At 64.2% G+C, this 23416-nt stretch carries 22 protein-coding genes; 14 read left to right on the top strand and 8 right to left on the bottom strand.

Translation table 11 applies throughout. The features are described 5' to 3' along the window. Positions 1-41 precede the first annotated feature (41 nt). Positions 42-590 (top strand): cupin domain-containing protein, encoded by a 549-nt coding sequence (locus AC1DRP_RS02130; protein WP_441487838.1) that lies wholly within the window; start codon positions 42-44, stop codon positions 588-590. 149 nt (positions 591-739) lie between these two features. Here AC1DRP_RS02130 and AC1DRP_RS02125 read toward each other — a convergent pair whose 3' ends face one another. Continuing rightward, the gene (locus tag AC1DRP_RS02125) at positions 740-1963 is read right to left on the bottom strand and encodes an MFS transporter (protein ID WP_476767678.1); all 1224 of its coding nucleotides are present in this window, start codon (positions 1961-1963) and stop codon (positions 740-742) included. A gap of 101 nt (positions 1964-2064) precedes the next feature. On the opposite strand from AC1DRP_RS02125, the gene AC1DRP_RS02120 reads away from it, so the two are divergent. Both AC1DRP_RS02120 and AC1DRP_RS02115 read left to right on the top strand, forming a co-directional pair. Continuing rightward, on the top strand, positions 2065-2658 hold the full coding sequence (locus AC1DRP_RS02120) for a TetR/AcrR family transcriptional regulator (RefSeq protein ID WP_476767677.1): 594 nt from the start codon (positions 2065-2067) through the stop codon (positions 2656-2658). A gap of 48 nt (positions 2659-2706) precedes the next feature. Then, positions 2707-3189: a Rid family hydrolase gene (locus AC1DRP_RS02115; protein WP_476767676.1), complete on the top strand. Its 483-nt coding sequence runs from the start codon at positions 2707-2709 to the stop codon at positions 3187-3189. Between the two features lie 166 nt (positions 3190-3355). Here the strand turns inward: AC1DRP_RS02115 and AC1DRP_RS02110 are convergent, their stop codons facing one another. After that, positions 3356-4564 (bottom strand): MFS transporter, encoded by a 1209-nt coding sequence (locus AC1DRP_RS02110; RefSeq protein WP_476767675.1) that lies wholly within the window; start codon positions 4562-4564, stop codon positions 3356-3358. A 300-nt stretch (positions 4565-4864) separates the two neighbouring features. Next, positions 4865-5476: a TetR/AcrR family transcriptional regulator gene (locus AC1DRP_RS02105; RefSeq protein WP_476767674.1), complete on the bottom strand. Its 612-nt coding sequence runs from the start codon at positions 5474-5476 to the stop codon at positions 4865-4867. Between the two features lie 310 nt (positions 5477-5786). Here AC1DRP_RS02105 and AC1DRP_RS02100 point away from each other — a divergent pair, with 310 nt between their 5' ends. Continuing rightward, entirely contained in the window at positions 5787-6905 is a 1119-nt protein-coding gene (locus AC1DRP_RS02100; protein WP_476767673.1) for a helix-turn-helix transcriptional regulator, read from the top strand. Between the two features lie 83 nt (positions 6906-6988). Here the strand turns inward: AC1DRP_RS02100 and AC1DRP_RS02095 are convergent, their stop codons facing one another. Next, positions 6989-7306 (bottom strand): winged helix-turn-helix transcriptional regulator, encoded by a 318-nt coding sequence (locus AC1DRP_RS02095; protein WP_476767672.1) that lies wholly within the window; start codon positions 7304-7306, stop codon positions 6989-6991. A gap of 140 nt (positions 7307-7446) precedes the next feature. Here AC1DRP_RS02095 and AC1DRP_RS02090 point away from each other — a divergent pair, with 140 nt between their 5' ends. The 10 genes from AC1DRP_RS02090 (at position 7447) to AC1DRP_RS02045 (ending at position 19414) form a co-directional block, all read left to right on the top strand. Then, a complete protein-coding gene (locus AC1DRP_RS02090) occupies positions 7447-8100 on the top strand; it encodes a hydrolase (RefSeq protein ID WP_113510969.1) in 654 nt (217 codons plus the stop codon). A gap of 2 nt (positions 8101-8102) precedes the next feature. After that, positions 8103-8933 (top strand): alpha/beta fold hydrolase, encoded by an 831-nt coding sequence (locus tag AC1DRP_RS02085; protein ID WP_476767671.1) that lies wholly within the window; start codon positions 8103-8105, stop codon positions 8931-8933. A gap of 33 nt (positions 8934-8966) precedes the next feature. Continuing rightward, positions 8967-9251 (top strand): XapX domain-containing protein, encoded by a 285-nt coding sequence (locus tag AC1DRP_RS02080; protein WP_441504276.1) that lies wholly within the window; start codon positions 8967-8969, stop codon positions 9249-9251. Further along, entirely contained in the window at positions 9248-11215 is a 1968-nt protein-coding gene (locus tag AC1DRP_RS02075) for an amidohydrolase (protein WP_476767670.1), read from the top strand. The genes AC1DRP_RS02080 and AC1DRP_RS02075 overlap by 4 nt, the downstream gene beginning before the upstream one ends. Before the next feature lie 19 nt (positions 11216-11234). Further along, positions 11235-11681: a DoxX family protein gene (locus tag AC1DRP_RS02070; RefSeq protein ID WP_476767669.1), complete on the top strand. Its 447-nt coding sequence runs from the start codon at positions 11235-11237 to the stop codon at positions 11679-11681. Continuing rightward, on the top strand, positions 11681-13309 hold the full coding sequence (locus AC1DRP_RS02065; protein ID WP_476767668.1) for an MFS transporter: 1629 nt from the start codon (positions 11681-11683) through the stop codon (positions 13307-13309). Before AC1DRP_RS02070 ends, AC1DRP_RS02065 begins: the two co-directional genes overlap by 1 nt. A 259-nt stretch (positions 13310-13568) precedes the next feature. Continuing rightward, positions 13569-14030 (top strand): hypothetical protein, encoded by a 462-nt coding sequence (locus tag AC1DRP_RS02060; RefSeq protein WP_441487824.1) that lies wholly within the window; start codon positions 13569-13571, stop codon positions 14028-14030. Between the two features lie 29 nt (positions 14031-14059). After that, on the top strand, positions 14060-14701 hold the full coding sequence (locus tag AC1DRP_RS02055; RefSeq protein ID WP_441487823.1) for a L,D-transpeptidase: 642 nt from the start codon (positions 14060-14062) through the stop codon (positions 14699-14701). Between the two features lie 73 nt (positions 14702-14774). Further along, positions 14775-15812 carry an amino acid ABC transporter substrate-binding protein gene (locus AC1DRP_RS02050; protein WP_441504272.1) on the top strand — a complete coding sequence of 346 codons (1038 nt, stop codon included), beginning with the start codon at positions 14775-14777 and terminating at the stop codon, positions 15810-15812. 260 nt (positions 15813-16072) lie between these two features. Continuing rightward, positions 16073-19414, top strand: coding sequence for an autotransporter family protein (locus tag AC1DRP_RS02045; protein ID WP_476767667.1), 3342 nt, complete (start codon positions 16073-16075; stop codon positions 19412-19414). A gap of 150 nt (positions 19415-19564) precedes the next feature. Here AC1DRP_RS02045 and AC1DRP_RS02040 read toward each other — a convergent pair whose 3' ends face one another. The 4 genes from AC1DRP_RS02040 to AC1DRP_RS02025 all read right to left on the bottom strand — a co-directional run bounded on the left by AC1DRP_RS02040 (position 19565) and on the right by AC1DRP_RS02025 (position 23380). Continuing rightward, the gene (locus AC1DRP_RS02040; protein WP_476767666.1) at positions 19565-20227 is read right to left on the bottom strand and encodes a peroxiredoxin; all 663 of its coding nucleotides are present in this window, start codon (positions 20225-20227) and stop codon (positions 19565-19567) included. Positions 20228-20463: 236 nt separating this feature from the next. Beyond that, positions 20464-21444: a peptide ABC transporter ATP-binding protein gene (locus AC1DRP_RS02035; RefSeq protein ID WP_441487820.1), complete on the bottom strand. Its 981-nt coding sequence runs from the start codon at positions 21442-21444 to the stop codon at positions 20464-20466. Next, complete coding sequence (locus tag AC1DRP_RS02030) at positions 21441-22466, bottom strand: ABC transporter ATP-binding protein (protein WP_441487819.1); 1026 nt, start codon at positions 22464-22466, stop codon at positions 21441-21443. The genes AC1DRP_RS02035 and AC1DRP_RS02030 overlap by 4 nt, the downstream gene beginning before the upstream one ends. Before the next feature lie 2 nt (positions 22467-22468). Continuing rightward, entirely contained in the window at positions 22469-23380 is a 912-nt protein-coding gene (locus tag AC1DRP_RS02025) for an ABC transporter permease subunit (protein WP_441487818.1), read from the bottom strand. Positions 23381-23416 lie beyond the last annotated feature (36 nt).

Genomic DNA, 23416 nt, shown 5'->3' with positions numbered 1-23416 from the left:
TCGTCGCGGGACAAGCACGGGTTGGCGGGGAGGAGAGTTCGGTGTCTGTGGACGTAGGTGCTCGCCTTAGATTCATCCGACAGAAATACAATCTATCGCAGCGCACGCTCGCTAGGCGTGTCGGCATAGCCAATTCGTCGATATCGCTGATCGAGTCGAACTCCATTAGCCCATCCGTTGGAGTCCTGAAGCGAATTCTCGATGGAGTTCCCATTGGACTCAGCGAATTCTTCTCAATGGAGCCTGACAGGCCGCAACAGACCTTCTATCAAGCCAGTGAATTGGTTGAGATTGGCAAGGGCGGGATTTCGTATCGGCAAGTGGGCGAGAGCCTGTTCGGTCGCGCACTTCAAATCCTGAAGGAACGCTACGAACCAGGGACCGACACAGGTCGTGTGCTGCTCGCCCATGATGGCGAAGAGGGCGGAATTGTCCTCATTGGCCGGCTGGAGGTCACGGTCGAGGATCAGCGCCGAATACTGGGCCCCGGCGATGCGTATTATTTCGATAGCCGAAGGCCGCATCGGTTTAGATGCGTGGGACCGGTTGCCTGCGAAGTTGTAAGTGCCTGCACGCCGCCATCGTTTTAGCCCCGAGTTTGGGCCGGTGACGCGCCAACCGCTCTTGACGCCAACCGTCGATCGCGGACGGCATCTGCGATTGGCCGTCCAGGCTGCCCTGGCCTGCGAACCGTCTGAGTGCCTGCATCCCCGGATATTGCTTGGCGTCCGTTAGGCAGTCATTGCACCGATCTCCTGACGCTGCGCGGCATGAGGCTGACGAGACCGAGCAGCGCCAGCGCGACACCGATCCAAAGCGGCGAGCGCAAACCATAACCGGCGACGATACCGATGCCACCGAACCAGGCGCCTGCCGCAAGACCGATATTGATGACCGATGTGTGGACTGTGTTCACCAATGGCCCGGGGTGCGCTGTCTTCATGACGCGTGAAATCATCGCCGGGTTCATGGGGACCCCGACCAATCCTATCGCAATGAAAGCAACGACGCTGATAATGCGGTGATCGGCAAAGACTGCGAATGTCGCGAGCGTCCCCGCCAATGCGATCAGGCCGCCGACGAGGATCGGAATCGTATGCTTGTYGGCGAAGCGCCCAACGATCGCGTTGCCGATGACGTTGGCTGCACCATAAGCGCCGAGCAGCAGGGGTACCGTGGCAGGAGAAAAGCCCGTCACATCCGTAAAGATCGGCGAGAAATAACTGAATGCGGCAAAGGTCGCGCCAATGATCAGACCGCTCGTGGCATAGGCCGCCCAAAGCTGGCCGTTTCGGAACGATGCCAGTTCAGTGCTCAAGCTGATTTGGGCCGATTTCCTGGATGCCGGAACCAATGCTGCTATGATAGCGGCACACAGCATCGCGAGCGCGACGACCAGCCAAAAGCTCGCTCGCCAGCCAAAGCGCTGATCAATCAAGGTCGCAGCCGGCACGCCCAGGACCGTCGCGAGCATCAACCCGGCGAGCACGATCGATGAGGCCCGCCCTCTCGCGTCCGGTCGAACGACTTCGGCACAGATGGCCAACGACCCCCCGAAACATGCCGACCCGGCAACACCGGTGATGATCCGCGCGGCAACCATGATGCCATACCCATCCGCCGTCGCGGCGATGATCCCTCCAACACTGTAGAGCGCAAGCAAACCAAGCAGTGCACGCTTGTTTGGAACTCCGAGTTTGAGAAGCGCGAGGGTCAGCAGCGGCCCACCGACGACCATCCCCGCCGCATAGATCGAGATCAGATACCCGACCTCGGCAATCGTTACGCCAAGCGCGGCCGACAGCGAGGGCATCATGCCGGCGACCATGAATTCCGATGTGGTCAGCGAAAAGATCGTCAATCCCAGGACATAGACCACTACCGGGAGTCCTTCCCGCACGGCCTGCGCTGTCGGCGTTCCGGAAGCCGAACTCGCCGGGCTGCTGCGATCGACAGTGTCCATTGTCACTCAATCCATTCTATAATTCTCACTATAAAATTCGCTACCCGGCTTGCGTGCCATGGTCAAGGCTTTATATAAATTGCGCTACAGAAAGGGACACCATGGCAGTCCGAGGCCGCCCGCGCAGCTTTGACCGTGACCACGCACTTCAGCGCATCGTGGAAGTGTTCTGGGCCAAGGGGTATGAGGGCACTCAGCTCAACGACCTGACGGCAGCGATCGGGATTACGCCGCCGAGTTTTTATGCAGCCTTTGTCTCGAAGGAATCAGCGTTTCGGGAGGCGGTAGAGCTCTATGTGGCGACCGCGGGATCTGGCGCCCTGCGCGCGCTCGACGAAGGCACCACCGTACGGGAGTCGATCCGCGCCATGCTTCAGGGCAGCATCGACACGGCGCTCAGCGCACCACACTCTGGCGGCTGCCTGCTGATCCTCGGCGTGGTGAACTGCCAGATTGAAACCGAACCACTGCGCGAACTGCTCAGGAGCATTCGCGAGGAAACCGAGATGCGTATTCGCGCCCGGCTGGCTCGGGGCGTAGCGGAGGGTGACCTGCCGGGTTCGAGCAATATCCCGGTGCTGGCCAACTACTACAGCGCAGTGATGCAAGGCCTTTCAATGCAAGCCCGCGATGGCGCCACGCGAGACGAGCTCGAGGCGCTCATCGCTCCGTCAATGGCCCCGCTGCACGTGTAGATCGCAGGCCGACGCGCCCAAACCATGCCCCCGAGAGCTCGAAACACGATGGAAGAACAGGTCAATCGTTCGATCGGCGATCATGCTACGTCCACTGGCAAGGTGGTGGTGCCCGCCGTGCTCAAGGACGATGTCGAACAGTTCCATTATGCCCCGGCGCGGCGCGCTGGAGATTTTGTATTTCTGTCCGGGCTTGTCGCCAGTAACAGGCAACCGACAGCGATGGACGCCGAGCGCTTTCGTAGCGAATTGCGTCGTGTCTTCACATTGATGGAACAGCTTCTGAACGCATGCGGGGCGCGTGTGGATGATGTCGTGGAACTTCAGATGTTTCATGTGCTCGGCAGCGACCGACTGGCATTGGACAAAGCAGGACAACTGGCCGCGATTGCGGCCGTCCGGGACGAGTTCTTTCCCGCCCCCTATCCCGCCTGCGTCGAACTGGCCGTCGCTGAACTCAACGCGGCAGATGGGCTGGTGGAGATGAAGGCGACCGCATTTGCCCCCCTCTTGCCTCGTGGCCAAATGTAACGCGGTGAGCGCTCGACGTCCTGGTTGCACAGCAATGAATAGCAAACCAGGCGACGAGCGATGAGCGAAATCAAACAGTCCTTGGCAACAGCGACCGTCTTACGACCGGGTGCAAGTGTTCCTGCCCTCCATGGCAGATACCCGTTGCACCAGGCGGATTGCATCCTCATCGGTGAGCATGGCTCTCCGATTTCATCGACAATGACAGCACCAATGCCATGCCTGCCAGCACCGCAGCGACGAAGCCGAGATTGTTCGAGCCCAGCCACTCAATTCCTAGACCGCCGATGGAACCCGATAGTGCGATGGCGAGGTACAGGATTGCCTGGTTGAGCGAAACGAGAACACCGGCGGCTTCAGGCTTCAGGGAGATCAGTCGGTGCTGTTGCGGCGTCGTAATGGCGAAGGCGGCGATGCCGTAGACCGCGATCAATGCAAAGGCCCATGCCAGGTTATCGGTGGTCGATCGCAGGACGACCAGGCTGAGAATGAGCCAGACCAAGGCGATCGCCACCACCCTGCGGCCGCCAAAGCGGTCGGCGAGCATACCGGCGCCCAGGTTCCCGACAGTGCCAACCACGCCAAGCGTTGTCATGAGCCCCGCAAGGTAGAGACTGTTTCCCTGCGTCGCCGTTTCAAAGATGATCCCCATATAGGTGTAGGGCATATACACAGCGGTGAAGGCCAGCAGGGTCACTCCGAGGACCGCAGCGATTTGAGGCTCGAGCAGGAACCGCATTTGCTGGCGTAACCCCGGTGCTGTCGCGATCGTCGTTGTCTTCGGGACGGAGATGACGATCCCGATGACGCCAACCACGGCCAGTCCGGTTGCAAGCCACATGGTCGACCGCCAGCCGAACATCCCGCCGAACGCTGTACCCAAGGGTGCCCCAAGCGCAGTCGCCGCAGTGAAGCCGCTCACGACCAAAGCAATGGCTCGGCCCCGGTGTGCTGGCGAAACCATCGCGGCAGCAGTTACGGTGGCGGTCGGCACAAATAATCCAACGCCGAGAGCAGCCACGACCTGACCGGCCAGTACATGAGCATAGGACGGCGCGAGCGCAGTCCAGACACTCCCGGCAAGATAAGTCACCACTGCGGCGACCAGTACGGTTCTTCGGTCCCATCCCCCGGTGGACGTCGTCAGGACCGGGCCCGCGAGCGCGCAGGTCAACGCGAAGATCGTGATGACCTGCCCCGCGACGGACGGCGCGATCTTGAGCGAACTGCTGAGAAGGGGCAGCAAGCCCGCCAGGACGAACTCGCCGGTTCCGACGACAAAGACACCGAATGCGAGCATCGAAACCGGGAGCCATGGGCTCTTGGCCTGCGGCCGATCGACTTCACGTGGAGTTTGCAGCGGCGCAGCGACCATGAGTGGACCTTTCCGGCCCGGCGATGTCAGCACCGATGCCAAGTCGTTTGGTTGGACAATTGGGATATGAGCGGCCTGCCGGCGCGGCGGCGCGRCTCATCAAGACGTTCGGCCTTCAGGCGTACGAAACCGTTCGCTGAGAGGCTCTCTAGGGGCCCGGCAGGATGGAATTCAAGTCTTCAAGGAAGGTTCGGAAAGCTGGCGGCAACCCGTCTCGCCTCGCCAACAAATCTGCAGATCGGCCACGAGCGGCAGGTCGCTGCTGGCGTTCCGGCTCTCCGGAGCGGAATGGGTCGCAGCTCATCTTAGACCCCGCGCCGCCCGGAGCCGCTGCCTGGATGCGAGCCTCGCGAGTTCGAACTGGTCGGCTTCTTCCATCAGGGCTGCCACATTGGCCGATGCCTGATACGAAGTAAGCTCAAAGGCAAGTTGCTCAATATCGGTGTCGGCCGGCAGATCTCCCGCCCGCATTGCTTCGGTCGACAGATTGACGATGCACTGCCTCGCCTCCAGTCGATGGTGCTCCACGCGATCGCGGATCCGTCCCGGACGCGTGCGGTATTCACTGCTCAGCGCGTGAACCAGGCAACCGCCCGGGAGCGTTCTTTGCTCCACGAACGTGTACCAGCCCTCGATAAGAGCGATGAGACGCTCGACCGCGATTGGCTTTGCCCTGGCGGGGCCAATGACAGCGTCCGCGTACAGCGACACGCCGTTCTCGATCGTCGCGAGCTGCAGCGCCTCCCTGTCGCCAAAGAGGATTTGGATGTTGCCTCGTGCAACCCCCGCATCAGCAGCCACGCGCCCGAACGTCAGACCGTCCAACCCCTCGACGGAGGCGATTCGGGTTGCATGGTGAAGAATGTTGGCCCGAGCGCGGTCGCCGCGCTCCTTCCTCTTATCGCTCGTCATCACGGCACCTCACAGTTCACGTTTGATATACAGTCGTATGTATATTGTAAAGCCCGTATCGGAAGGACCGACGGGATGTTCCTCTGAGAAGCGGCCGCCAGCCCCGTCGAACGGCGGGGCCAAACTCTCAAACGGACCGAACCTATGGCCAGCTGCATACCGGAAGCACGCCGGCGCCCCCCTGGCGATCGTGGACTGGCACCGGACTTTGTCTGATAGTGAGCCGGCTGATGGCCGAAGCGCCCTACTATTGTTGTATTGCTGAATCAGCGCGGTATCGGCCGATGATCGGTCAGGACCGGAGGGTGGCATGAGCGATCCACGCGAGCATCAACTCATCGATGCCGTCTACGAGGCAGCCCTTGTGCCAAGCCTCTGGCCATCCGTGCTCGCCAAATTCGCCGATATCTGCAGCGCGAAGGACGCGGTGCTTTGCACCGTCCGGGGTGAGGAGATGCGATTCATCAACTCCTCACCCGCGTTTGAACAGCTCTGGCTCGATTTTCTCAGCCTCTATCCCGGGGCGTCGAACGAGCGGACCAAACGTCTGATGGCGCTGCAGCATCCCGGTTTTGCAACCGATGCCGACGTCTTCACCATGCAGGAAATGGCTCAGGACCCGATCTATCGGGACTTCTTCATCCCGCGTGGCTATGGCTTCGGCGTCGCGACCGCAATCGAGGTTCCGAGCGGCGACACCATCATCGTCCATGCCGAACGCGACTATGCATCGGGGCCGGTCGGGCGCGATCTCGTCGCACAGGTCGATCGCACACGGTCCCATTTTGCCCGCGCCGGCATCCTGGCAGCGCGGTTCGACATGGAGCGTGCCCGCACCGTTGCCCACGCGCTCGAGATGATCGGCCTTCCTGCGGCCGTACTCGGGTGGCGCGGACAGGCCCTCGCTGCGAATCCGCTCCTCGTCAGGTTGATGCCGGATGTCGCGCAGGACCGCCCGTCCCGGCTCGGGCTCACCAATCCGTCTGCGGACCGCTTGCTTCTCCAGGCGTTCGCAGCCCTGGGCAAAGCGCCCCACGATGCCGCTGTCCGCTCGATCCCGATTGCCGCCGAGGGCGATAATCCGCCCTTCATCGCGCATCTCGTGCCGGTGACCGGGGCGGGGCACGATGTGCTGTCGCAAGCTCATGCGATTCTGGTCGTAACGCCGGTCGTCCCCGGAGAGGTCCCGACCGCTTCGGTCATCCAGGGACTGTTCGACCTGACACCGGCGGAGGCGAAGCTCGCTGCCTTGATCGCCGCCGGAAGCCGCCCCCGCGATGCCGCGCTCGCCCTCGGCATCGGAGAAGAAACCGTTCGAACCACTCTGAAGCGGGTCTTTGCGAAAACGGGCCTCGAACGCCAGGCCGATCTGGTCGGGCTGTTGCAGGGCGCCAGCCTCGGTGGACGCGTTCTCCACACCCAGCCGTAAAGGGCTGCATCCCCCACGATGGTGCCGATCTGAACGCCAGGCATTCAAGACAGCAACGTTGGGGTGGTTCTCTCGGCGGATGCCTACTCGCCCGCCGAACGTGCCAGGGCCAGGCCATACCGCGCGTGGGAAAAGGCCTCGCTCCGCCTCAGTTCGGCGTCGAGAGCCTGCCCCTCCTCAGTCAGGCTATATTCGACATGGCGGACATTCTCGCTCAAGTCGCAGCGGATGACGAAGCCCTTGCCTTCAAGTGACTTGAGCCGGGCGGAAAGGACACGCGCCGAGATCGATCCGGGCAGCGCGCGGCGAAGCTCCGCAAACCGCAGCGCGTTATTCTGGCCGAGAGCCCAGATGATATGGCTCATCCATTCCTGGGCAAGGAACTTAAGCAAAGGTTCCACCCGGCATTTGCTATCGTCGGCTTCAATTCTCTCAATCTTGTTCATGGCAAGCTTGCGGTATCCATAAGGTTACTACTGGTCGAGGCCGTATTGCAGCGCTAGCGTGCAGCCGTGTTCACTGCCGCGATGGAGGTTGGTTCATGGCTCGCGCAACTCCGGTTCCAGGTAAACTGCTGCTCTCTCCCCAGGATCACACCCTGATCCTGATCGACTTTCAATCGCAAATGTCCTTCGCAACGAAGTCGATCGATGCCGTGGCACTGCGCAACAACGCCGCCCTGATTTCCCATGCCGCCGCCGGCTTCGGCGTTTCGGCCATCCTGACCACCGTCGCCGAGAAGAGCTTCTCCGGGCCGATGTTCGAGGAGATCACGACTGCCTTCAACGGCCAGAAGCTGCTCGATCGCACCTCCATGAACACCTGGGAGGATGCCGCGGTAATCGCGCGCGTCAACGAGATCGGCAAGAGCCGCATCGTGCTTGCCGGCCTCTGGACCTCGGTTTGCATCGTCGGTCCCGCGCTCTCGGCCATCGACCAGGGTTTTGAAGTCTACATCATCACCGACGCCTGCGGAGACGTCTCCGACGAAGCGCATGAGCGGGCCGTCGAACGGATGGTACAGGCCGGCGCCCGCCCGATGACCGCATTGCAATATCTGCTCGAGCTGCAGCGCGACTGGGCGAGGACGGACACCTACGATCTCACCACCGGCATCGCCAAGAAGTTCGGCGGGGCCTACGGTCTCGGCATCATCTACGCCAAGACGATGTTCGGCGCACAAGAGGGACATTGATCATGCCCAAGGTCAGCACGAAGGACGGTCTCGAAATCTTCTTCAAGGACTGGGGTCCGAAAGACGCCCAGCCCATCGTCTTCCACCATGGTTGGCCGCTCAGTTCGGACGACTGGGACGCGCAGATGCTGTTCTTCCTCGCGAAGGGCTACCGCGTCGTCGCCCATGACCGGCGCGGCCATGGCCGTTCGACCCAGACCGGAGACGGTCATGACATGGACCATTACGCGGCCGATGCTGCGGCGGTGGTCGAGCATCTCGACCTGCGAAACACCGTTCACGTCGGCCATTCGACCGGGGGCGGCGAGGCGCTGCACTACACGGTCCGCCATGGCAAGGGCCGCGTCGCCAAGCTGGTGCTGATCGGCGCGGTGCCGCCGCTGATGCTGAAGACCGCGGCCAATCCGGGCGGCCTGCCGATCGAGGTCTTCGACGGCTTCCGGCAGGCGCTCGCCGCCAATCGTGCGCAATTCTTCCTCGATGTGCCGAGTGGGCCCTTCTACGGTTATAATCGCCCGGGCGCGAAACCGTCGCAGGGCGTCATCCGGAATTGGTGGCGCCAGGGCATGATGGGGGGCGCCAAGGCGCATTACGACGGCATCAAGGCCTTCTCGGAGACCGATTTCACCGAGGATTTGAAGGCGGTCGAGGTGCCGACACTGGTGATGCATGGCGATGACGACCAGATCGTGCCGATCGCCGACGCGGCCCTGCTCTCGATCAAGCTGCTGAAGCCCGGCACGCTCAAGGTCTACGAGAAGCTCCCGCACGGGCTCTGCACGACCCATCCGGAGCTGGTCAACGCCGATCTGCTCGCTTTCGTGAAAGGCTGATTGTCGGGCGGCCAGAGCCCAAGGGAGGTCGCTATGAAGCCCTATCTGCTGGCCCTGGGGGCCGGTCTGCTGGTCGGCATCATCTACAGCCTGCTCAATGTCCGCTCGCCCGCGCCACCGGTGGTGGCGCTGATCGGTCTCCTCGGCATCCTGGCCGGGGAGCAGATCGTACCGATCGCCAAGCGCGTCCTGGCGGGCGAGCGGCTCAGCATCAGCTGGCTCAGGAGCGAATGCGGCGAGCACCTTTTCGGCGCCCTGCCCGCGCGCTCCGCCGAAAAGCAGGCCGAACGCAACGATGCCGGCAGCAAGCCTTCATGAACCCGACCCGCAGACAGACCACGCTCGGCGGCGCGGCCGGCGCGCTTTCCACGCTGCTCGGCGGCCGGGCTGCCGCTCAGACATACACGACAGGACAAGCCGCCATGACCGCCGACCTCCTTCTCGTGAACGGACGCTTCAGCACTCTGGACCGCGGCAACCCAGATCCGCAGGCGGTTGCCATCTCCGATGGCCGTTTCATCGGCGCCGGAGCGGAACAGGAGATGCGCGCTCTGGCCGGCCCGACGACTGCGATCGTCGACCTCGGCGGCCGGCGTGTCATTCCGGGGCTGATCGACAGCCATATGCACATCATCCGCGGCGGGCTGAACTACAATATGGAGCTGCGCTGGGACGGCGTGCGCTCGCTTGCCCAGGCGATGGAGATGCTGAAGCGCCAGGTCGCAGTGACCCCGCCGCCACAATGGGTGCGGGTGATCGGCGGCTTCACCGAACATCAATTCGCCGAGAAGCGCTTGCCGACGCTCGACGAGATCAACGTGATCGCCCCCGAGACGCCGGTCTTCATCCTGCATCTCTATGACCGCGCCCTGCTYAACGCCGCGGCCCTCCGCGCTGTCGGTTACGGCAAGGAGACGCCCGATCCACCGGGCGGCGAGATCCAGCGCGATGCACACGGCAACCCGACCGGACTGCTGATTGCCAAGCCTAACGCCAACATCCTCTATGCCACCTTGGCGAAAGGCCCCAAGCTCCCGCCCGAATACCAGCTCAACTCGACGCGCCATTTCATGCGCGAGATGAACCGGCTCGGCGTGACCAGCATCATCGATGCAGGCGGCGGCTTCCAGAACTATCCGGATGACTACGCAATCATCGAGAAACTGCATGCCGCAGGCGAGCTGACCTTGYGGCTCGCCTATAATCTCTTCACGCAGAAGCAGAAGGAGGAGCTCGCCGATTTCGCGGGCTGGGCCAACCAGGTGAAACCCGGCCAGGGCGATGATCTCTATCGCCATAATGGCGCTGGCGAGATGCTGGTCTATTCGGCTGCGGATTTCGAGGATTTCAGGATCGAGCGACCGGACATGGCGTCCACGATGGAGGGCGATCTCGAGCCCGTCGTGCGGCTGCTCGCCGAGAACCGCTGGCCCTGGCGCCTGCATGCCACCTACGATGAGACCATCACCCGCGCGCTCGACGTCTTCGAGAAGGTCAACCGCGACACGCCCTTGCAGGGGCTGCACTGGTTCTTCGACCATTGCGAGACGATCAGCGATCGCAACATCGACCGCATCGCAGCGCTCGGCGGCGGCATCGCCGTGCAGCACCGGATGATGTTCCAGGGCGAGGATTTCGTCGAACGTTATGGCGCCAAGGCGACCGAGCGCACACCACCGATCGCGCGCATGCTCGAGGCCGGTGTCCCTGTCGGCGCCGGCACCGACGCGACCCGCGTCGCGAGCTATAACCCCTGGGTCTCGCTCGCCTGGCTCGTGACCGGCAAGACGCTGGGCGGCCTCAGGCTCTACCCGCAGCGCAACCTGCTCGACCGCGAAAGCGCGCTGCGGCTCTGGACGCAGGCCAATACCTGGTTCTCGACCGAGGAAGGCAAGAAGGGCCAGATCAAGACCGGCCAGCTTGCCGATCTCGTCGTGCTCGACCGCGACTACATGACCGTGCCGGAGGACGAGATCCAGGACATCGAGAGCGTCCTGACGCTGCTCGGCGGCAAGCCGGTTCATGGCACCGGCGACTATGCCGGGCTTGCCCCGCCACTGCCGCCGGCCATGCCGGACTGGTCGCCGGTCAGGACCTTCGGCGGATATCAGAAGCGTGCGGGCATGGATGTCCGCAAATATGCCTTCGCGGCCGCCTGTGGCTGTGCCAGCGCGTGCGGCGTCCACGGACACGCACATGCTTCGGCCCTGGCCGCAACCGTGCCGGTGCGCGACGAGGGTTCGTTCTGGGGAGCACTGGGCTGCTCCTGCTGGGCCTTCTGAGCGCACGAAGGGATCGATCATGCCCGGTTCGCCACTCTCTTCCGCTCAGCACGCCGTCGAACGGCTCCTTGGCCAGCCCTGGCTGGTTGTTCTCGCCCGCGTCGCTGTGGCGCTGCCCTTCATGCTCAGCGGCATCGCCAAGCTGTTCGATTTCGCGGGAGCGACCGCCGAGGTCCGCGGTCTGACCGGGCTCGAGCCTGCCGCATTCTTCGCCACGCTCGTCATCCTGACGCAGCTCGGCGGTTCCGCATTGCTGATTGCCGGCGGCCGCTATGCCTGGATCGGCGCGGCGGCGCTGGCCGGCTTCACGATCCTCGCGACACTCTATGCCCATGCCTTCTGGCTGAAGCCCGCGGGCGAGCGCTTCCTGCATCAGAACATCTTCTTCGAGCATGTCTCGATTGTCGGCGGGCTGGCGCTGCTGGCAGTGCTTTCCGCCCGTTCGAGCCGGGGAGCACGAGTCTGATGACCCAAGTGCCGCACGATACCGCAGCCAGACCGGCGTCTTCGGCCTTCGCGCCACTACGGCACTCCGTCTTCGCCGTACTCTGGGCGGCCACGGTCCTTGGCAATGTCGGCTCCTTCATGCGCGACGTCGCAAGCGGCTGGCTGGTCACCGATCTCTCCGGCTCGCCTGCGGCTGTCGCCATGATCCAGGTCGCCGGTACCTTGCCGATCTTCCTCCTCGCGATCCCGGCCGGCGTGCTCTMCGACATCGTCGACCGTAGGAAATTGTTGATCGGCGTCCAGCTGCTGCTGGGCTGCACCAGCGCTGTCCTGATGACGCTGGCCCTGACCAACCGGCTGACGATCGAACTTCTGGTCGGRCTGACCTTCATCGGCGGTGTCGGCGCGGCCTTGATGGGGCCGACCTGGCAATCGATCGTCCCCGAGCTCGTGCCGATGACCGAGCTGCGCAATGCCGTCGCCCTGAACTCGCTCGGCATCAACATTGCCCGCGCGATCGGCCCTGCCGCCGGCGGCGCGCTCCTGGCGGCCTTTGGTGCCGCCTCGACCTATGGCGCCGACGTCCTGAGCTATGTCTTCGTCATCGCGGCACTGCTCTGGTGGCAGCGCCCCGCCGGCGCCGACGACGAGCTCCGCGAACATTTCGGCGGCGCTTTCAGGGCGGGGCTGCGCTACGCCCGCGCCAGTCGAGAGCTTCACCTGGTTCTTCTGCGGGCCGTCCTGTTCTTCGCCGGCGCCAGCGCCATCTGGGCGCTGTTGCCCCTCGTTGCCCGACAGCTGCTCGGCGGGGGCGCCGGTTTCTATGGCCTCCTTCTCGGAGCTGTAGGAGCCGGCGCGATCGCAGGCGCCATCGTGCTGCCGCGGATCCGGGCCCATCTCGATGCCGACGGCATCATGCTCGGCGCCGCACTCGTCACGGCCGCCGTGACGGCGGCGTTGGCGGCGGTGCCACCGCAATGGCTCGCCATTCTCATGCTGCTCGTCCTGGGCGGGGCCTGGATCGCTGCGCTGACGACGCTGAACGGCAYGGTACAGGCCATTCTGCCAAACTGGGTGCGCGGGCGCGGCCTGGCGATCTACCTCACGATCTTCAACGGCGCGTCGGCCGCCGGAAGCCTGCTCTGGGGGCTTGTTGCCGAAGCAATCGGGCTGCATGCCACCTTGCTCGTCGCAGCACTCGCGCTCGCGCTGGTCGCCGTTGCGGTCCTGCGCCTGCGGCTACCGGCGGGCGAGGCCGATCTCACCCCCTCGACCCATTGGCCGGAGCCGGCGATCGCCGATCCGGTCGAACACGATCGCGGCCCCGTCACCATCACGATCGAGTACCGTGTCGCTCGCGAAAGCCGGGCCGCCTTCCTCGAGGCGGTGGCGCGGCTCGCTCCGGAGCGGCGCCGGGACGGCGCCTTCGCCTGGGGCGTCAGCGAGGATGCCGCCGACCCCGACTGCATCCTTGAATGGTTCATGGTCGAGTCCTGGGCCGAGCATCTGCGTCAGCACAGGCGTGTCTCGCAGGCCGATGCCGATATCCAGGCGGAAGTCACGAAATTCCATACAGGCCAGGACAAACCGGTCATCCGGCATTTCCTGGGCTTGCAAGCGCGCCCCAACTCCGTTCCAGGCCAATAACCAGGGAGGCGCCTGCGCTGTTCAGGCGCGTTCAACACCGCGTGGGGAAGGTCATAGATCTCGCAGCGGAAGATACATCGATGCTTGTGCAAGTGATGGCTTGAATTCTGCCGGCGGCTTCGTCCATGATGACCTGTGTCCGAAGATGCTGGAGTGTAATGTGGTACCGCAACACGACAGAGGCCAAGCCACTTTTCCGGCAATTCTGCACCATTCAGGCGGTGCAAACCCTCCCAGAACAACTTCTCTTCGATCTGGCATGCTGACCCGCCTCGCCGCGGCGGCGTTCACGCTGGCCGCAGCAGGCTGCGCCGGAACCAGTGAAAATGCAGGCAGCTCGTCCGCCGGTGCCGCAGCTGGACCGAGCAGCATCCCGCGCGAGCGCCTGATCGGGAAATGGGGCATCGCCTCCTTCCACGCCGACAAGGACCGCAAGCGGACCGAGGCCCAGGCCAAGGCCCAGTGCAACATGCCCTACTCGATCACCAAGGGCCCGACCGACGGCGTCATGATGCATGTCGCCGACGATCCCAAGCTCTATGAGCTCAAGCTCAAGGGCGGACCGGGCGGCAGAAACTTCCTCGGCTTCGAGGCTCCCGCCGGGGACCCGCAGGATCGCGAAATCCTGTCCGCGACCGACAGGGAGCTGGTCATGCGCTTCGTCGATCCCGACGCGCATCGCCGCTATGGAACCTTCATCTTCGTGCGCTGCGGAGCCTGAGCGCATCTTACAATCCGGGAGTGAGCAGTATGCGGGTAAGCGGACGGAAGCAGACAATCGCTGGAACCTGCCTCGGCCTTGCGGCTCTGGCCTTGGGTGCTGTCGCGACACTGCCCGGCAGCGCATTCGCGGCCCCCAAGGCCGGCGAGGCGGAGACCCTCGACATCGGTGACGAGCCGGGGCGCATTTCGGGTGAGGAAACCGTTGTCGCCGACGGCCCCTACGCGCGTCAGGCCGTGCTGTTCCGCTCCAACGAGCCGCCGGGAACCGTGGTGATTCATACCTCGGAACGCTTCCTCTATGTCGTCCAGGGCAATAACCGCGCTCTGCGCTACGGCATCGGCGTCGGCCGTGAAGGCTTCCAGTGGTCGGGCCTGGTCAAGATCAGCCGCAAGGCGGAATGGCCGGACTGGCGCCCGCCGCCGGAGATGATCGCACGCCAGCCCTATCTGCCGCGCTTCATGGCCGGCGGTCCGGGGAACCCGATGGGAGCGCGAGCGCTCTATCTCGGCTCGACGGTTTTCCGGGTCCACGGCACCAACCAGCCTGAGACCATCGGCCAATCGATTTCGTCCGGCTGTTTCCGCCTCGCCAATGGCGACATCATCGATCTGTATGAGCGCGTCCCGCTCAACACCAAGGTCGTCGTCCGGCACGGTGCAAGTCTCTGACACGGTGCAAGTCTCTGACTTGCGCGAGCCCCCTGCCAATTCCGCAATCTGTCCCAACCGGAGACCGATGGTCATGCTGAACGCGGCCAAGACCTACCTTCGCAGCGCGCTTGCCTGTTTCGCGGCCGTCACGCTCTGGGGAGCGGCGCAGCCGGCCGCAGCCGGAACGCTCGACACCGTCAGGCAGCGCGGCACCCTGCAATGYGGCGTCAGCGAAGGCCTGATCGGCTTCTCCGAGAAGGATGCGCAAGGCGCGTGGTCGGGTTTCGATGTCGATTTCTGCCGGGCCGTCGCGGCCGCGATTTTCGATGATCCGGCCAAGGTCAGCTTCGTACCGCTTTCGGCGAGCCAGCGTTTCGACGCGCTGCGCGCCGGCCAGGTCGACCTGCTCTCGCGCAACTCCAGCTGGACTCTGGCGCGCGAGGCCGAGCTCGGCCTGTCTTTCGCCGGCGTGACCTATCACGACGGCCAGGGATTCATGATCATGAAGTCGGTGACGGCAACCTCGGCGCTCGAACTCGACCGCACCAAGATTTGCGTCGAAGCGGGCACGACGACGCAACTCAACCTCTCCGACTTCCTGCGCTCGAACTCGATAACCTATGAAGAGCGTGCCTTCCCGACGGCTGCCGCTGCTCTCGCGGCCTTCCAGGCTGGCGAATGCAATGTGCTGACGCGCGACCAGTCGGCGCTCTATGCCGAACGCCTGAAGCTTCCTCGCCCCGCCGATGCCGTCATCCTGCCTGACGTGATCTCGAAGGAGCCGCTTGGCCCGGTGACGCGCGGTGACGATTTCGCCTGGTTCACCTTCGTCAAATGGGTGAATTTTGCTCTCGTGAACGCCGAGGAGCTTGGCATCACCTCAACCAACACGGCCGAGGCCCTGGCCTCCGCCAAGCCTGACGTCCGTCGCTTCATCGGCGCCGAGGGTGGTTTCGGCAAGATGCTCGGGCTCGACAATGCCTGGGCCATTCGGGCCGTGAAGGCCGTCGGCAACTACTCTGAACTCTACGAGCGCAATCTTGGTGTGAAATCCCGCCTCGGCATCCCGCGTGGCTTGAACCAGCTCTGGAGCATGGGCGGAATCCTGTACGCTCCCCCGCTGCGCTGAATCCGCTGAACGCGGCGAAGTCCTCAACCGCTGCCCCTCCGGCTACCCCACGCAACATGACCGCCATGGCCGACCGGCCACGGAGGCCATGTTGCGTGGGAGCCGTCGTTAATCTCATGGAAACCAACGAAACCGCGAACGCCGTATCTCAGGGTTTTCCCTATCGACGGTTGTCCGTGCTGCCGGCAGAAACACGGGTGATTCGGCGCAAGGCGAGAACAGAAGCGTAGGACCAAGGGCCACCGCAACCGGAGGGCATCATGAGAATGATGTACCGTTGGGTCGTGCCTACGAGTGGCCTGCCAGCCTGCGGAGCAGCAAGCGTCGGGCTGCTCTTGTCCTCCCTCCCGCTCGGCGCCCAGACGGTCGGGCCGAGCCCACCGACGATCACGGCGACGATCAATGTCACGGCGGGCACCACGACCGTCGTCGGCAGCACGAATGTCGCGACGCCCGGTGCCACGAACGCAAGCAACGTCACCGGTGGCACGCTCGTCATCGACAGTCTGGCGGTGCCCCTTCCCGGCCCGATTACCTTTCAGGCATTGAACGGCAATGCGCTCCAGGCCAATGGCGGCGCGATCACCGTGCCGAACGGCAATCTCAGCATCCTGACCCAAGGCGGYCACGCAGTTCTCGCCAATGGTGCCGCCAGTAGCGCAACTCTCAACGGCGTCTCGATCACGACGACTGGCGTTGGAGCAGGACTTGTCGCGATCGGCGGCAGAATCGACGCCACGAACGTCATCGTCAACAACACCGCGACCGCAACCCCGACCATCTCGGCAGGCCATGGCGCGATCGCGGAGGGCGGCGGCACCGTCAATCTGCACAGCGGCACGAGCATCACGACGGCTGCGTTCAACTCCGTCGGTCTCGGGGCTTCGGGCACCGGCAGCCGCGTCATTGCGGACGTTCTCATTCCGGTCACGATGAATGGCGGCGGCTCGATGGGGATCTATCTCCATGACGGCGGCCAGGTCAGCATCCTTCCCCGGTCGACGTTTCAAATGAACGGCACCGGCAATGTCGGCATAGGCGTCGACAATACGGCGGTGGCGCTCGGCACCATCGGCAACGGATTGACCGTCAATCTCAACAATGCCTCCGGTGGGCCAGGCAGCACCGGCCTTTTCGCCGTCAACGGTGGCTCGCTCAACATCGCGGACGTGACAGTTCAGGGTCCGAATGCAGCCGCCGGCGCCTGGGCGCGAGCGAACAGCAGCATCACGCTCTCGGGGCGCAGCGTCATCACCATCAACTCGGAGCAGGGCCCGAACGCCTATGTGCTCCAAACGGCCAATCTCGCGACCGCTGCAGGGCCCGTCGGCTCGGTCTTCAGCTTGGTCGGCGCGATTCCGGTCAGCGGCCTGCTGGCACAGGGAGCCGGAGCCCTGATCACCAGCACCGGCACGACCATCACTGTGACCTCGAGCAATGCTGCGGCCGGCGCCGATGCCGGCCTCGGCGGCACCGTCGACATGACCGACAACACGATCACCACGACGGGGACGAACGCTTTTGGCATCCGCGTCGATTCCAACGGCACCGTCATCGGGCGCGCTTCGCGCGTGACGACCTCCGGAGCAGGCGGCGCCGCCCTCTTCATCAACGGCGGGCCGGGCTTGATCGACCTGACCGGCACGACTGTCCAGGCGACGGGTTCGGGCACCGTTGGCCTTTCCTCGTTGAACATCACCCCAACCAGCGTGAACCTCGTCAGGCTGTCGGGCGGCAGCCTGACCAGTGCGACCTCGACCGCGGTGGAGGCACAAGGCCCGCTCAATCTGACAACCGCTGGAACGGTCGTGACAGGTGGTGGCGGGCTCTTGCTCCAGACCTTCGCCAGCACCTTCGGCCCGGCGCAGCCAACCGCCGTGCAGTTTGACGCCTCGAACGGGAGCGTCCTGACCGGCGATGCGCTCGTCGCCGCGCAGACCACCGCCAACATCAGCCTCGCAACCGGCTCGCAATGGACGGGGGCGGCCTTCGACGTGACCAATGTCACGGTCGACCCGACCAGCACCTGGACGGTCACCGCGAACTCGACCGTCACGCAGCAGGTTGCGAATGCCGGGCTGATCCAGTTCACGCCGCCGGGTGGCGATCCAACGATATTGGGCAGCTACAAGACGCTGACGACACGGAATTATTTGGGCGCGGGCGGAACGCTCGGACTCAACACCTTCCTCGGCAGTGATGGCTCTCCCTCGGACCGGCTGGTGATCAACGGCGGCGTTGCCAGTGGCAATTCGTTCATGCGCGTGACGAACACCACGGGCCCGGGCAATCTCACCATCGGCAACGGCATCCTGGTGGTCGACGCGATCAATGGTGGCACGACCGTGCCTGGAGCCTTCGCGCTCGGCCAGCCGGTGGTCGCGGGCCCTTATGAGTATTCACTGTACCGCAGCAGCGTCGACGCCTCGGGTCCGGAAAACTGGTACCTGCGCTCCGAGATAACCCCTGCGCCGCCCGGTCCCGGACCGACGCCATCTCCACCAGGAACGGGCATCCCGGATTTTCGCCGCGAAACCTCGCTCTATGCGGCGCTGCCGGCGATGCAGCTGATCTATGGCCGTACCCTGATCGACAGCCTGCATGAGCGCGTCGGCGAACTCGCGCCGCTGGAAGCGCCGGCGGTCAGCGAGGAGCGCACGATCTGGTGCAAGAACCCCGACAAGAACTTTCGCTGCACGACCACCGTGCGGCTGCCGGCGAGCGCAGCCGCACCCGGTCGCTCTTATGCCTCGGCCGGCTGGGCCCGGATCATCGGCACCCATGGCAACCAGGATGGCGGGCCCTGGGGCATCTTCCGCAACGGCCCGAATTACGACTACGACCTCTATGCCTTCCAGGCCGGTCTCGACCTCTATCGCAGCGTGAGCGCCGACGGCTCGCGAGACCATGCCGGCATCTATGCCGCGATTGGCCGGATCGAGAGCGACGTCACCCATTTCAACGGCATCAGGGCCGGGCGGAACACCATCGATGCCTACTCGCTCGGCGGCTACTGGACCCATTTCGGGCCGTCGGGCTGGTATCTCGACGGCGTCGTCCAGGGCACCTGGTACGATGCCAAGGCCGATTCCAAGCGCGGCTTCATCCTCAACCGCGACGCGTTCGGCTTTGCCGCCTCGCTCGAAGGCGGCTATCCGCTCCAGCTCGGCTACGGCGTCATCCTCGAGCCGCAGGCGCAACTGGTCTATCAGACGATTTCGAACGGGAGCGCCTCCGACTCGGCAGCGCTGGTGCGCTTCTCCGATGCCGACTCACTCGCCGGCCGGATCGGCGCCCGCCTTGCGCGAAGCTGGACGCTGGAGGACGCCACTGGCGGCGTCAAACCGCGGATGCTGACCGCCTGGCTGAAGGCCAGCCTCTGGAACGAGTTCATGGGCAATCCCAAGACCGCGTTCTCCTCGGCCACCGGCTTCATCCCGTTTCGCGCCGATCTCGGCGGCAGCTGGGCCGAGTTCAAGGTCGGCGCCGACGCGCAGATGACCAGGAACACCGCCCTCTACGCCAGCGCCGGCTACTCGATCGGCCTCAACGGCCGCTCGCATGCCTATGACGGCAGGCTCGGCATCAAGGTCAGCTGGTGAGTCGCAACGCCAAAGCGAGGAATTGACGGGCGCTGATGCAACCAGCCGTCCCTCTGGCGCAGAACCGGCCACGGGCGGGCTGCAATCCTGCTCCCACAGCTCGTCGCCTTACTGCGACTGTAGCGAGCATCGCTTGAGGCAAAGTCTCTCTCAGCCCCCAGGCTGCGCCACGATGCGGATATAGGGCTTGGGTTCCCTCCAGCCATCCGGATAGAGCTGCTTCGCTTCATCGTTCGACACCGAGCCGGCGATGATCACGTCTTCACCCTCCTTCCAGTTGGCGGGGGTCGCGACCCGGTGCTTCGCCGTCAGCTGGAGTGAATCGATGACACGCAGAACCTCGTCGAAATTCCTCCCTGTCGTCATCGGATAGACCAGGATCACTTTGATCTTCTTGTCGGGCCCGATGACGAAGACATTGCGCACGGTCTGGTTGTCGGCCGGCGTCCTGCCATCCGAGGTGCCGGATGTGCTGGCCGGCAGCATGCCGTAGAGCTTGGAGATCTCCAGATCCGGATCGCCGATCATCGGGTAGTTCGGCTTGTGGCCTTGCGTTTCCCCGATGTCCTCCGCCCAGCGTGCATGGTTCCCGACCGGGTCGACGCTGAAGCTGATGATCTTGACGTTGCGCCGATCGAACTCGGGCTTGATCTTGGCCATGTAGCCGAGCTCGGTCGTGCAGACCGGCGTGAAATCCTTGGGGTGGGAGAAGAGCACACACCAGGAATCGCCGATCCAGTCGTGGAAGCGCATTCGCCCTTCCGTCGTTTCGGCCTCGAAATCAGGTGCTGTACTGCCGAGCTGGAGAATCATCACAAGCCTCCTGTCGCAACGACCTTGTCGCACAGGCCGATATTAACACGGAACGGCTGGGCGAAGGACATTCGCGACCGGCCACTGGACCAGATCAATGGTGGCGTAAGGCGGGGCAACCGCGGCGAACGCAGGCAATCAGCCCTGACGCGGCCGCCCCCCGATCTTCAACAAAAACCACGTCCCAACACTGTCGCGGTCGATCGAAGTCGACCGCGACTGCTCGCGCTTGCAGCTCAGGCCGCCTCGGCCAGGAAGCGTTCCGCGTAATGGCAAGCGACGAGCCGCTCATCCAGCTGGCGCGCCACCGGGCGCTCGGCCCGGCAGAGATCGGTCACATAGGGGCAGCGGGTCGAGAACACGCAGCCCTTCGGCGGATCGAGCGGCGACGGCAGCTCGCCGCGCAGCACGATGCGTTCTCGCTTTCCTGCCGCCACGCTTGGCGTCGAGGCCAGCAGCGCCTGTGTATAGGGGTGCAAGGGCCGAGCGAAGATCGCATGCTTCGGGCCATGCTCGATGGCGTGGCCGAGATACATGACCATCACGTCATGTGCGATGTGACGCACGACGCCGAGATCATGCGAAATGAAGAGATAGGCGAGCTTGAGCTCGTCCTGAAGATCGGCCAGCAGATTGAGCACCTGGGCCTGGATCGAGACGTCGAGCGCCGAGACCGGCTCGTCGGCCACCAGCAGCTTCGGCGAGAGGATGAGCGCGCGCGCGATCGCGATGCGCTGGCGCTGCCCCCCCGAGAACTGATGCGGATAACGGTTGTAGTGTTCCGGACGCAGGCCGACCTTGGCCATCATCGCCCGCGCCCGCTCTGTCCGCTCCGCCTTCGTCAGCGCGGTATTGATCAGAAGTGGTTCTTCCAGGATCGCGCCGATCTTCTTGCGCGGGTTCAAAGAGCCATAGGGGTTCTGGAAGACGAGTTGCACGGTTCGCCGCAGGCGCTTGGCTTCGCCCGGAGGAGGCGTGACGGCGTCAAGACCGTCGAGCATCAACGCGCCCGAAGTCGGCTTCTCGATCAGCGTCGCCATGCGGGCGAGCGTCGACTTCCCGCAACCGGATTCGCCGACGACGGCGAGCGTCTTGCCGGCTTCCACGGAGAAGGACACGCCGGTGACCGCCTGCAACTGGGCCGGCGCGCGGAGGAAGCCGCGATTGACCGAATAGACCTGTGTCAGCTCGCGCGCTGTGACGATGGGAGTGCTCACGATGTGCTCTCCACCGTCACGGGGTGAATGCCACCCGCCGCTCTGGCCTTCTCCCGCTCCGGATCGCCAAGCGGGTAGTGGCAGCGGATCTGCCCTCCCTGCCAGGGCCGGAGATCCGGGCGCACAAGGCGCGAATGATCCGTGGCATAGGCGCAGCGCGGGCTGAACAGGCACCCCTGCGGGCGGTCATGCGGGCCGGGAACCATGCCGGGAATCGTCGCGAGCCGGTGCTCGCCTTCGCTGCGCTCCGGCAGGGCGGCAAGAAGTGCTGCGGAATAGGGATGCTGGGGGGCCGCGAAGAGGGACGCCACATTGCGCTCCTCCATCACCTGCCCGGCATACATCACCATGATGCGCTGCGCAGTCTCCGCGACCACGCCCATATTATGAGTGATCAGGACGAGCGCCATGCCGCGCTCCTTCTGCAGCGACATCAGGAGATCGAGGATCTGCGCCTGGATGGTGACGTCGAGCGCCGTCGTCGGCTCGTCGGCGATCAGCAGCCGGGGGTTGCACGCGATCGCCATGGCAATCATGACGCGCTGGTTCATGCCGCCGGACAATTGATGCGGGAAGGCCTTGAGGCGGCTTTCCGGCGCAGGGATTCCAACCTGTTCGAGCAGCTCGATGCTGCGCCTGCGCGCCGCCTTGCTATCCATCCCCTCATGCGCCTTCAGCGTCTCGGCCAGCTGGAAGCCGATGGTGAAGCAGGGATTGAGGCTGGTGCTCGGCTCCTGGAAGATCATCGCGACATCCTTGCCGGTGAGCTTCCGGCGCTCCCGATCGGAGATCTTGAGCAGGTCGCGCCCGGCAAAGGCGAGTCGGTCGGCCTTGATTCGGCCGGGATATGCGACAAGTCCCATCAGCGCGAGCATGGTGACGCTCTTGCCTGAACCGGACTCGCCGACCACCCCGAGGATCTCTCCTTCCTCGAGCGACAGGCTGACACCGTCGACCGCCCGCATCACCCCCGTAGAGGTCGGGAACTCGACACTCAGATTCTCAACTTCGAGCAGCGGCATGGTCAGCGCTTCAGTTTGGGATCGAGGGCATCGCGAAGGCCATCACCGAGCAGGTTGAACGCCAGCACGGTGATCAGGATCATCAGGCCCGGCAGGGTGACGACCCACCAGGCGCGCAGCACGAATTCACGCGCATCGGCCAGCATCGTGCCCCATTCGGGCGTCGGCGGCTGGGCGCCAAGGCCGAGGAAGCCGAGCGCCGCCGCGTCGAGGATCGCGGTGGAGACGCCGAGCGTCGCCTGGACGATCAGAGGGGCGGCGCAATTCGGCAGCACTTCCTTGAACATCAGGCGTAGCGTGCCGGCACCGCTGACGCGGGCTGCGATGACATAGTCCTTGGAGGTTTCGCCGATCACCGCCGCACGCGTGATGCGGACATAGTGCGGCAGCACCACGATGGCGACCGCCAGCATCGCGTTCATCAGGCCCGGCCCGAGGATCGCGACGATGACGATGGCGAGCAGCAGGCTCGGCATCGTCAGGACGATGTCCATCAGACGCATGATGACGATTTCGGTGATGCCCTTGAAGAAGCCGGCGACAAGGCCGAGCGCGATGCCTGCCGCCATGGCGATGGCAACGACCACGATGCCGATCACCAGCGAGAGACGGGCACCGTGAAGCAGTCGGGACAGGATATCGCGGCCGATCGCGTCGGTGCCGAGCGGATAGGCCAGCGAGCCACCCTCCTGCCAGAAGGGTGGCTTGAGGAAGACGGCATTGTTGGTGAGATAGGGCGAGTGCGGCGAGAGGACGTCGGCGAACACCGCCATCAGCAACACCGCGACGATGACGACGAGCCCGGCAACCGCGCCGCGATTGGCGCTGAAATAGCTCCAGAATTCGCGCAGCGGATGCGGCGGCGTGCCAGCCGGTACGGCAGCGGAGGGTGCTTCAAGCGTTTCGGCGGTCATCTGTCAGCGTCCCGCGAAGAAATCAGCCATGTCACG

It is taken from the genome of Allobosea sp. 01N443 (genome assembly GCF_056399325.1).
The sequence above is the reverse complement of the archived record's forward strand: the minus strand, read 5'-3'. Positions and strand labels throughout refer to the sequence as shown.

What these genes read in the sequence shown, in the direction of transcription:
- AC1DRP_RS02120 (WP_476767677.1), top strand. Translation starts at nt 2,065, where the DNA reads ATGGCAGTCCGAGGCCGCCCGCGCAGCTTTGACCGTGACCACGCACTT.
- AC1DRP_RS02115 (WP_476767676.1), top strand. Translation starts at nt 2,707, where the DNA reads ATGGAAGAACAGGTCAATCGTTCGATCGGCGATCATGCTACGTCCACT.
- AC1DRP_RS02110 (WP_476767675.1), bottom strand. Translation starts at nt 4,564, where the DNA reads ATGGTCGCTGCGCCGCTGCAAACTCCACGTGAAGTCGATCGGCCGCAG.
- AC1DRP_RS02105 (WP_476767674.1), bottom strand. Translation starts at nt 5,476, where the DNA reads ATGACGAGCGATAAGAGGAAGGAGCGCGGCGACCGCGCTCGGGCCAAC.
- AC1DRP_RS02100 (WP_476767673.1), top strand. Translation starts at nt 5,787, where the DNA reads ATGAGCGATCCACGCGAGCATCAACTCATCGATGCCGTCTACGAGGCA.
- AC1DRP_RS02090 (WP_113510969.1), top strand. Translation starts at nt 7,447, where the DNA reads ATGGCTCGCGCAACTCCGGTTCCAGGTAAACTGCTGCTCTCTCCCCAG.
- AC1DRP_RS02085 (WP_476767671.1), top strand. Translation starts at nt 8,103, where the DNA reads ATGCCCAAGGTCAGCACGAAGGACGGTCTCGAAATCTTCTTCAAGGAC.
- AC1DRP_RS02080 (WP_441504276.1), top strand. Translation starts at nt 8,967, where the DNA reads ATGAAGCCCTATCTGCTGGCCCTGGGGGCCGGTCTGCTGGTCGGCATC.
- AC1DRP_RS02070 (WP_476767669.1), top strand. Translation starts at nt 11,235, where the DNA reads ATGCCCGGTTCGCCACTCTCTTCCGCTCAGCACGCCGTCGAACGGCTC.
- AC1DRP_RS02060 (WP_441487824.1), top strand. Translation starts at nt 13,569, where the DNA reads ATGCTGACCCGCCTCGCCGCGGCGGCGTTCACGCTGGCCGCAGCAGGC.
- AC1DRP_RS02055 (WP_441487823.1), top strand. Translation starts at nt 14,060, where the DNA reads ATGCGGGTAAGCGGACGGAAGCAGACAATCGCTGGAACCTGCCTCGGC.
- AC1DRP_RS02040 (WP_476767666.1), bottom strand. Translation starts at nt 20,227, where the DNA reads ATGATTCTCCAGCTCGGCAGTACAGCACCTGATTTCGAGGCCGAAACG.
- AC1DRP_RS02030 (WP_441487819.1), bottom strand. Translation starts at nt 22,466, where the DNA reads ATGCCGCTGCTCGAAGTTGAGAATCTGAGTGTCGAGTTCCCGACCTCT.
- AC1DRP_RS02025 (WP_441487818.1), bottom strand. Translation starts at nt 23,380, where the DNA reads ATGACCGCCGAAACGCTTGAAGCACCCTCCGCTGCCGTACCGGCTGGC.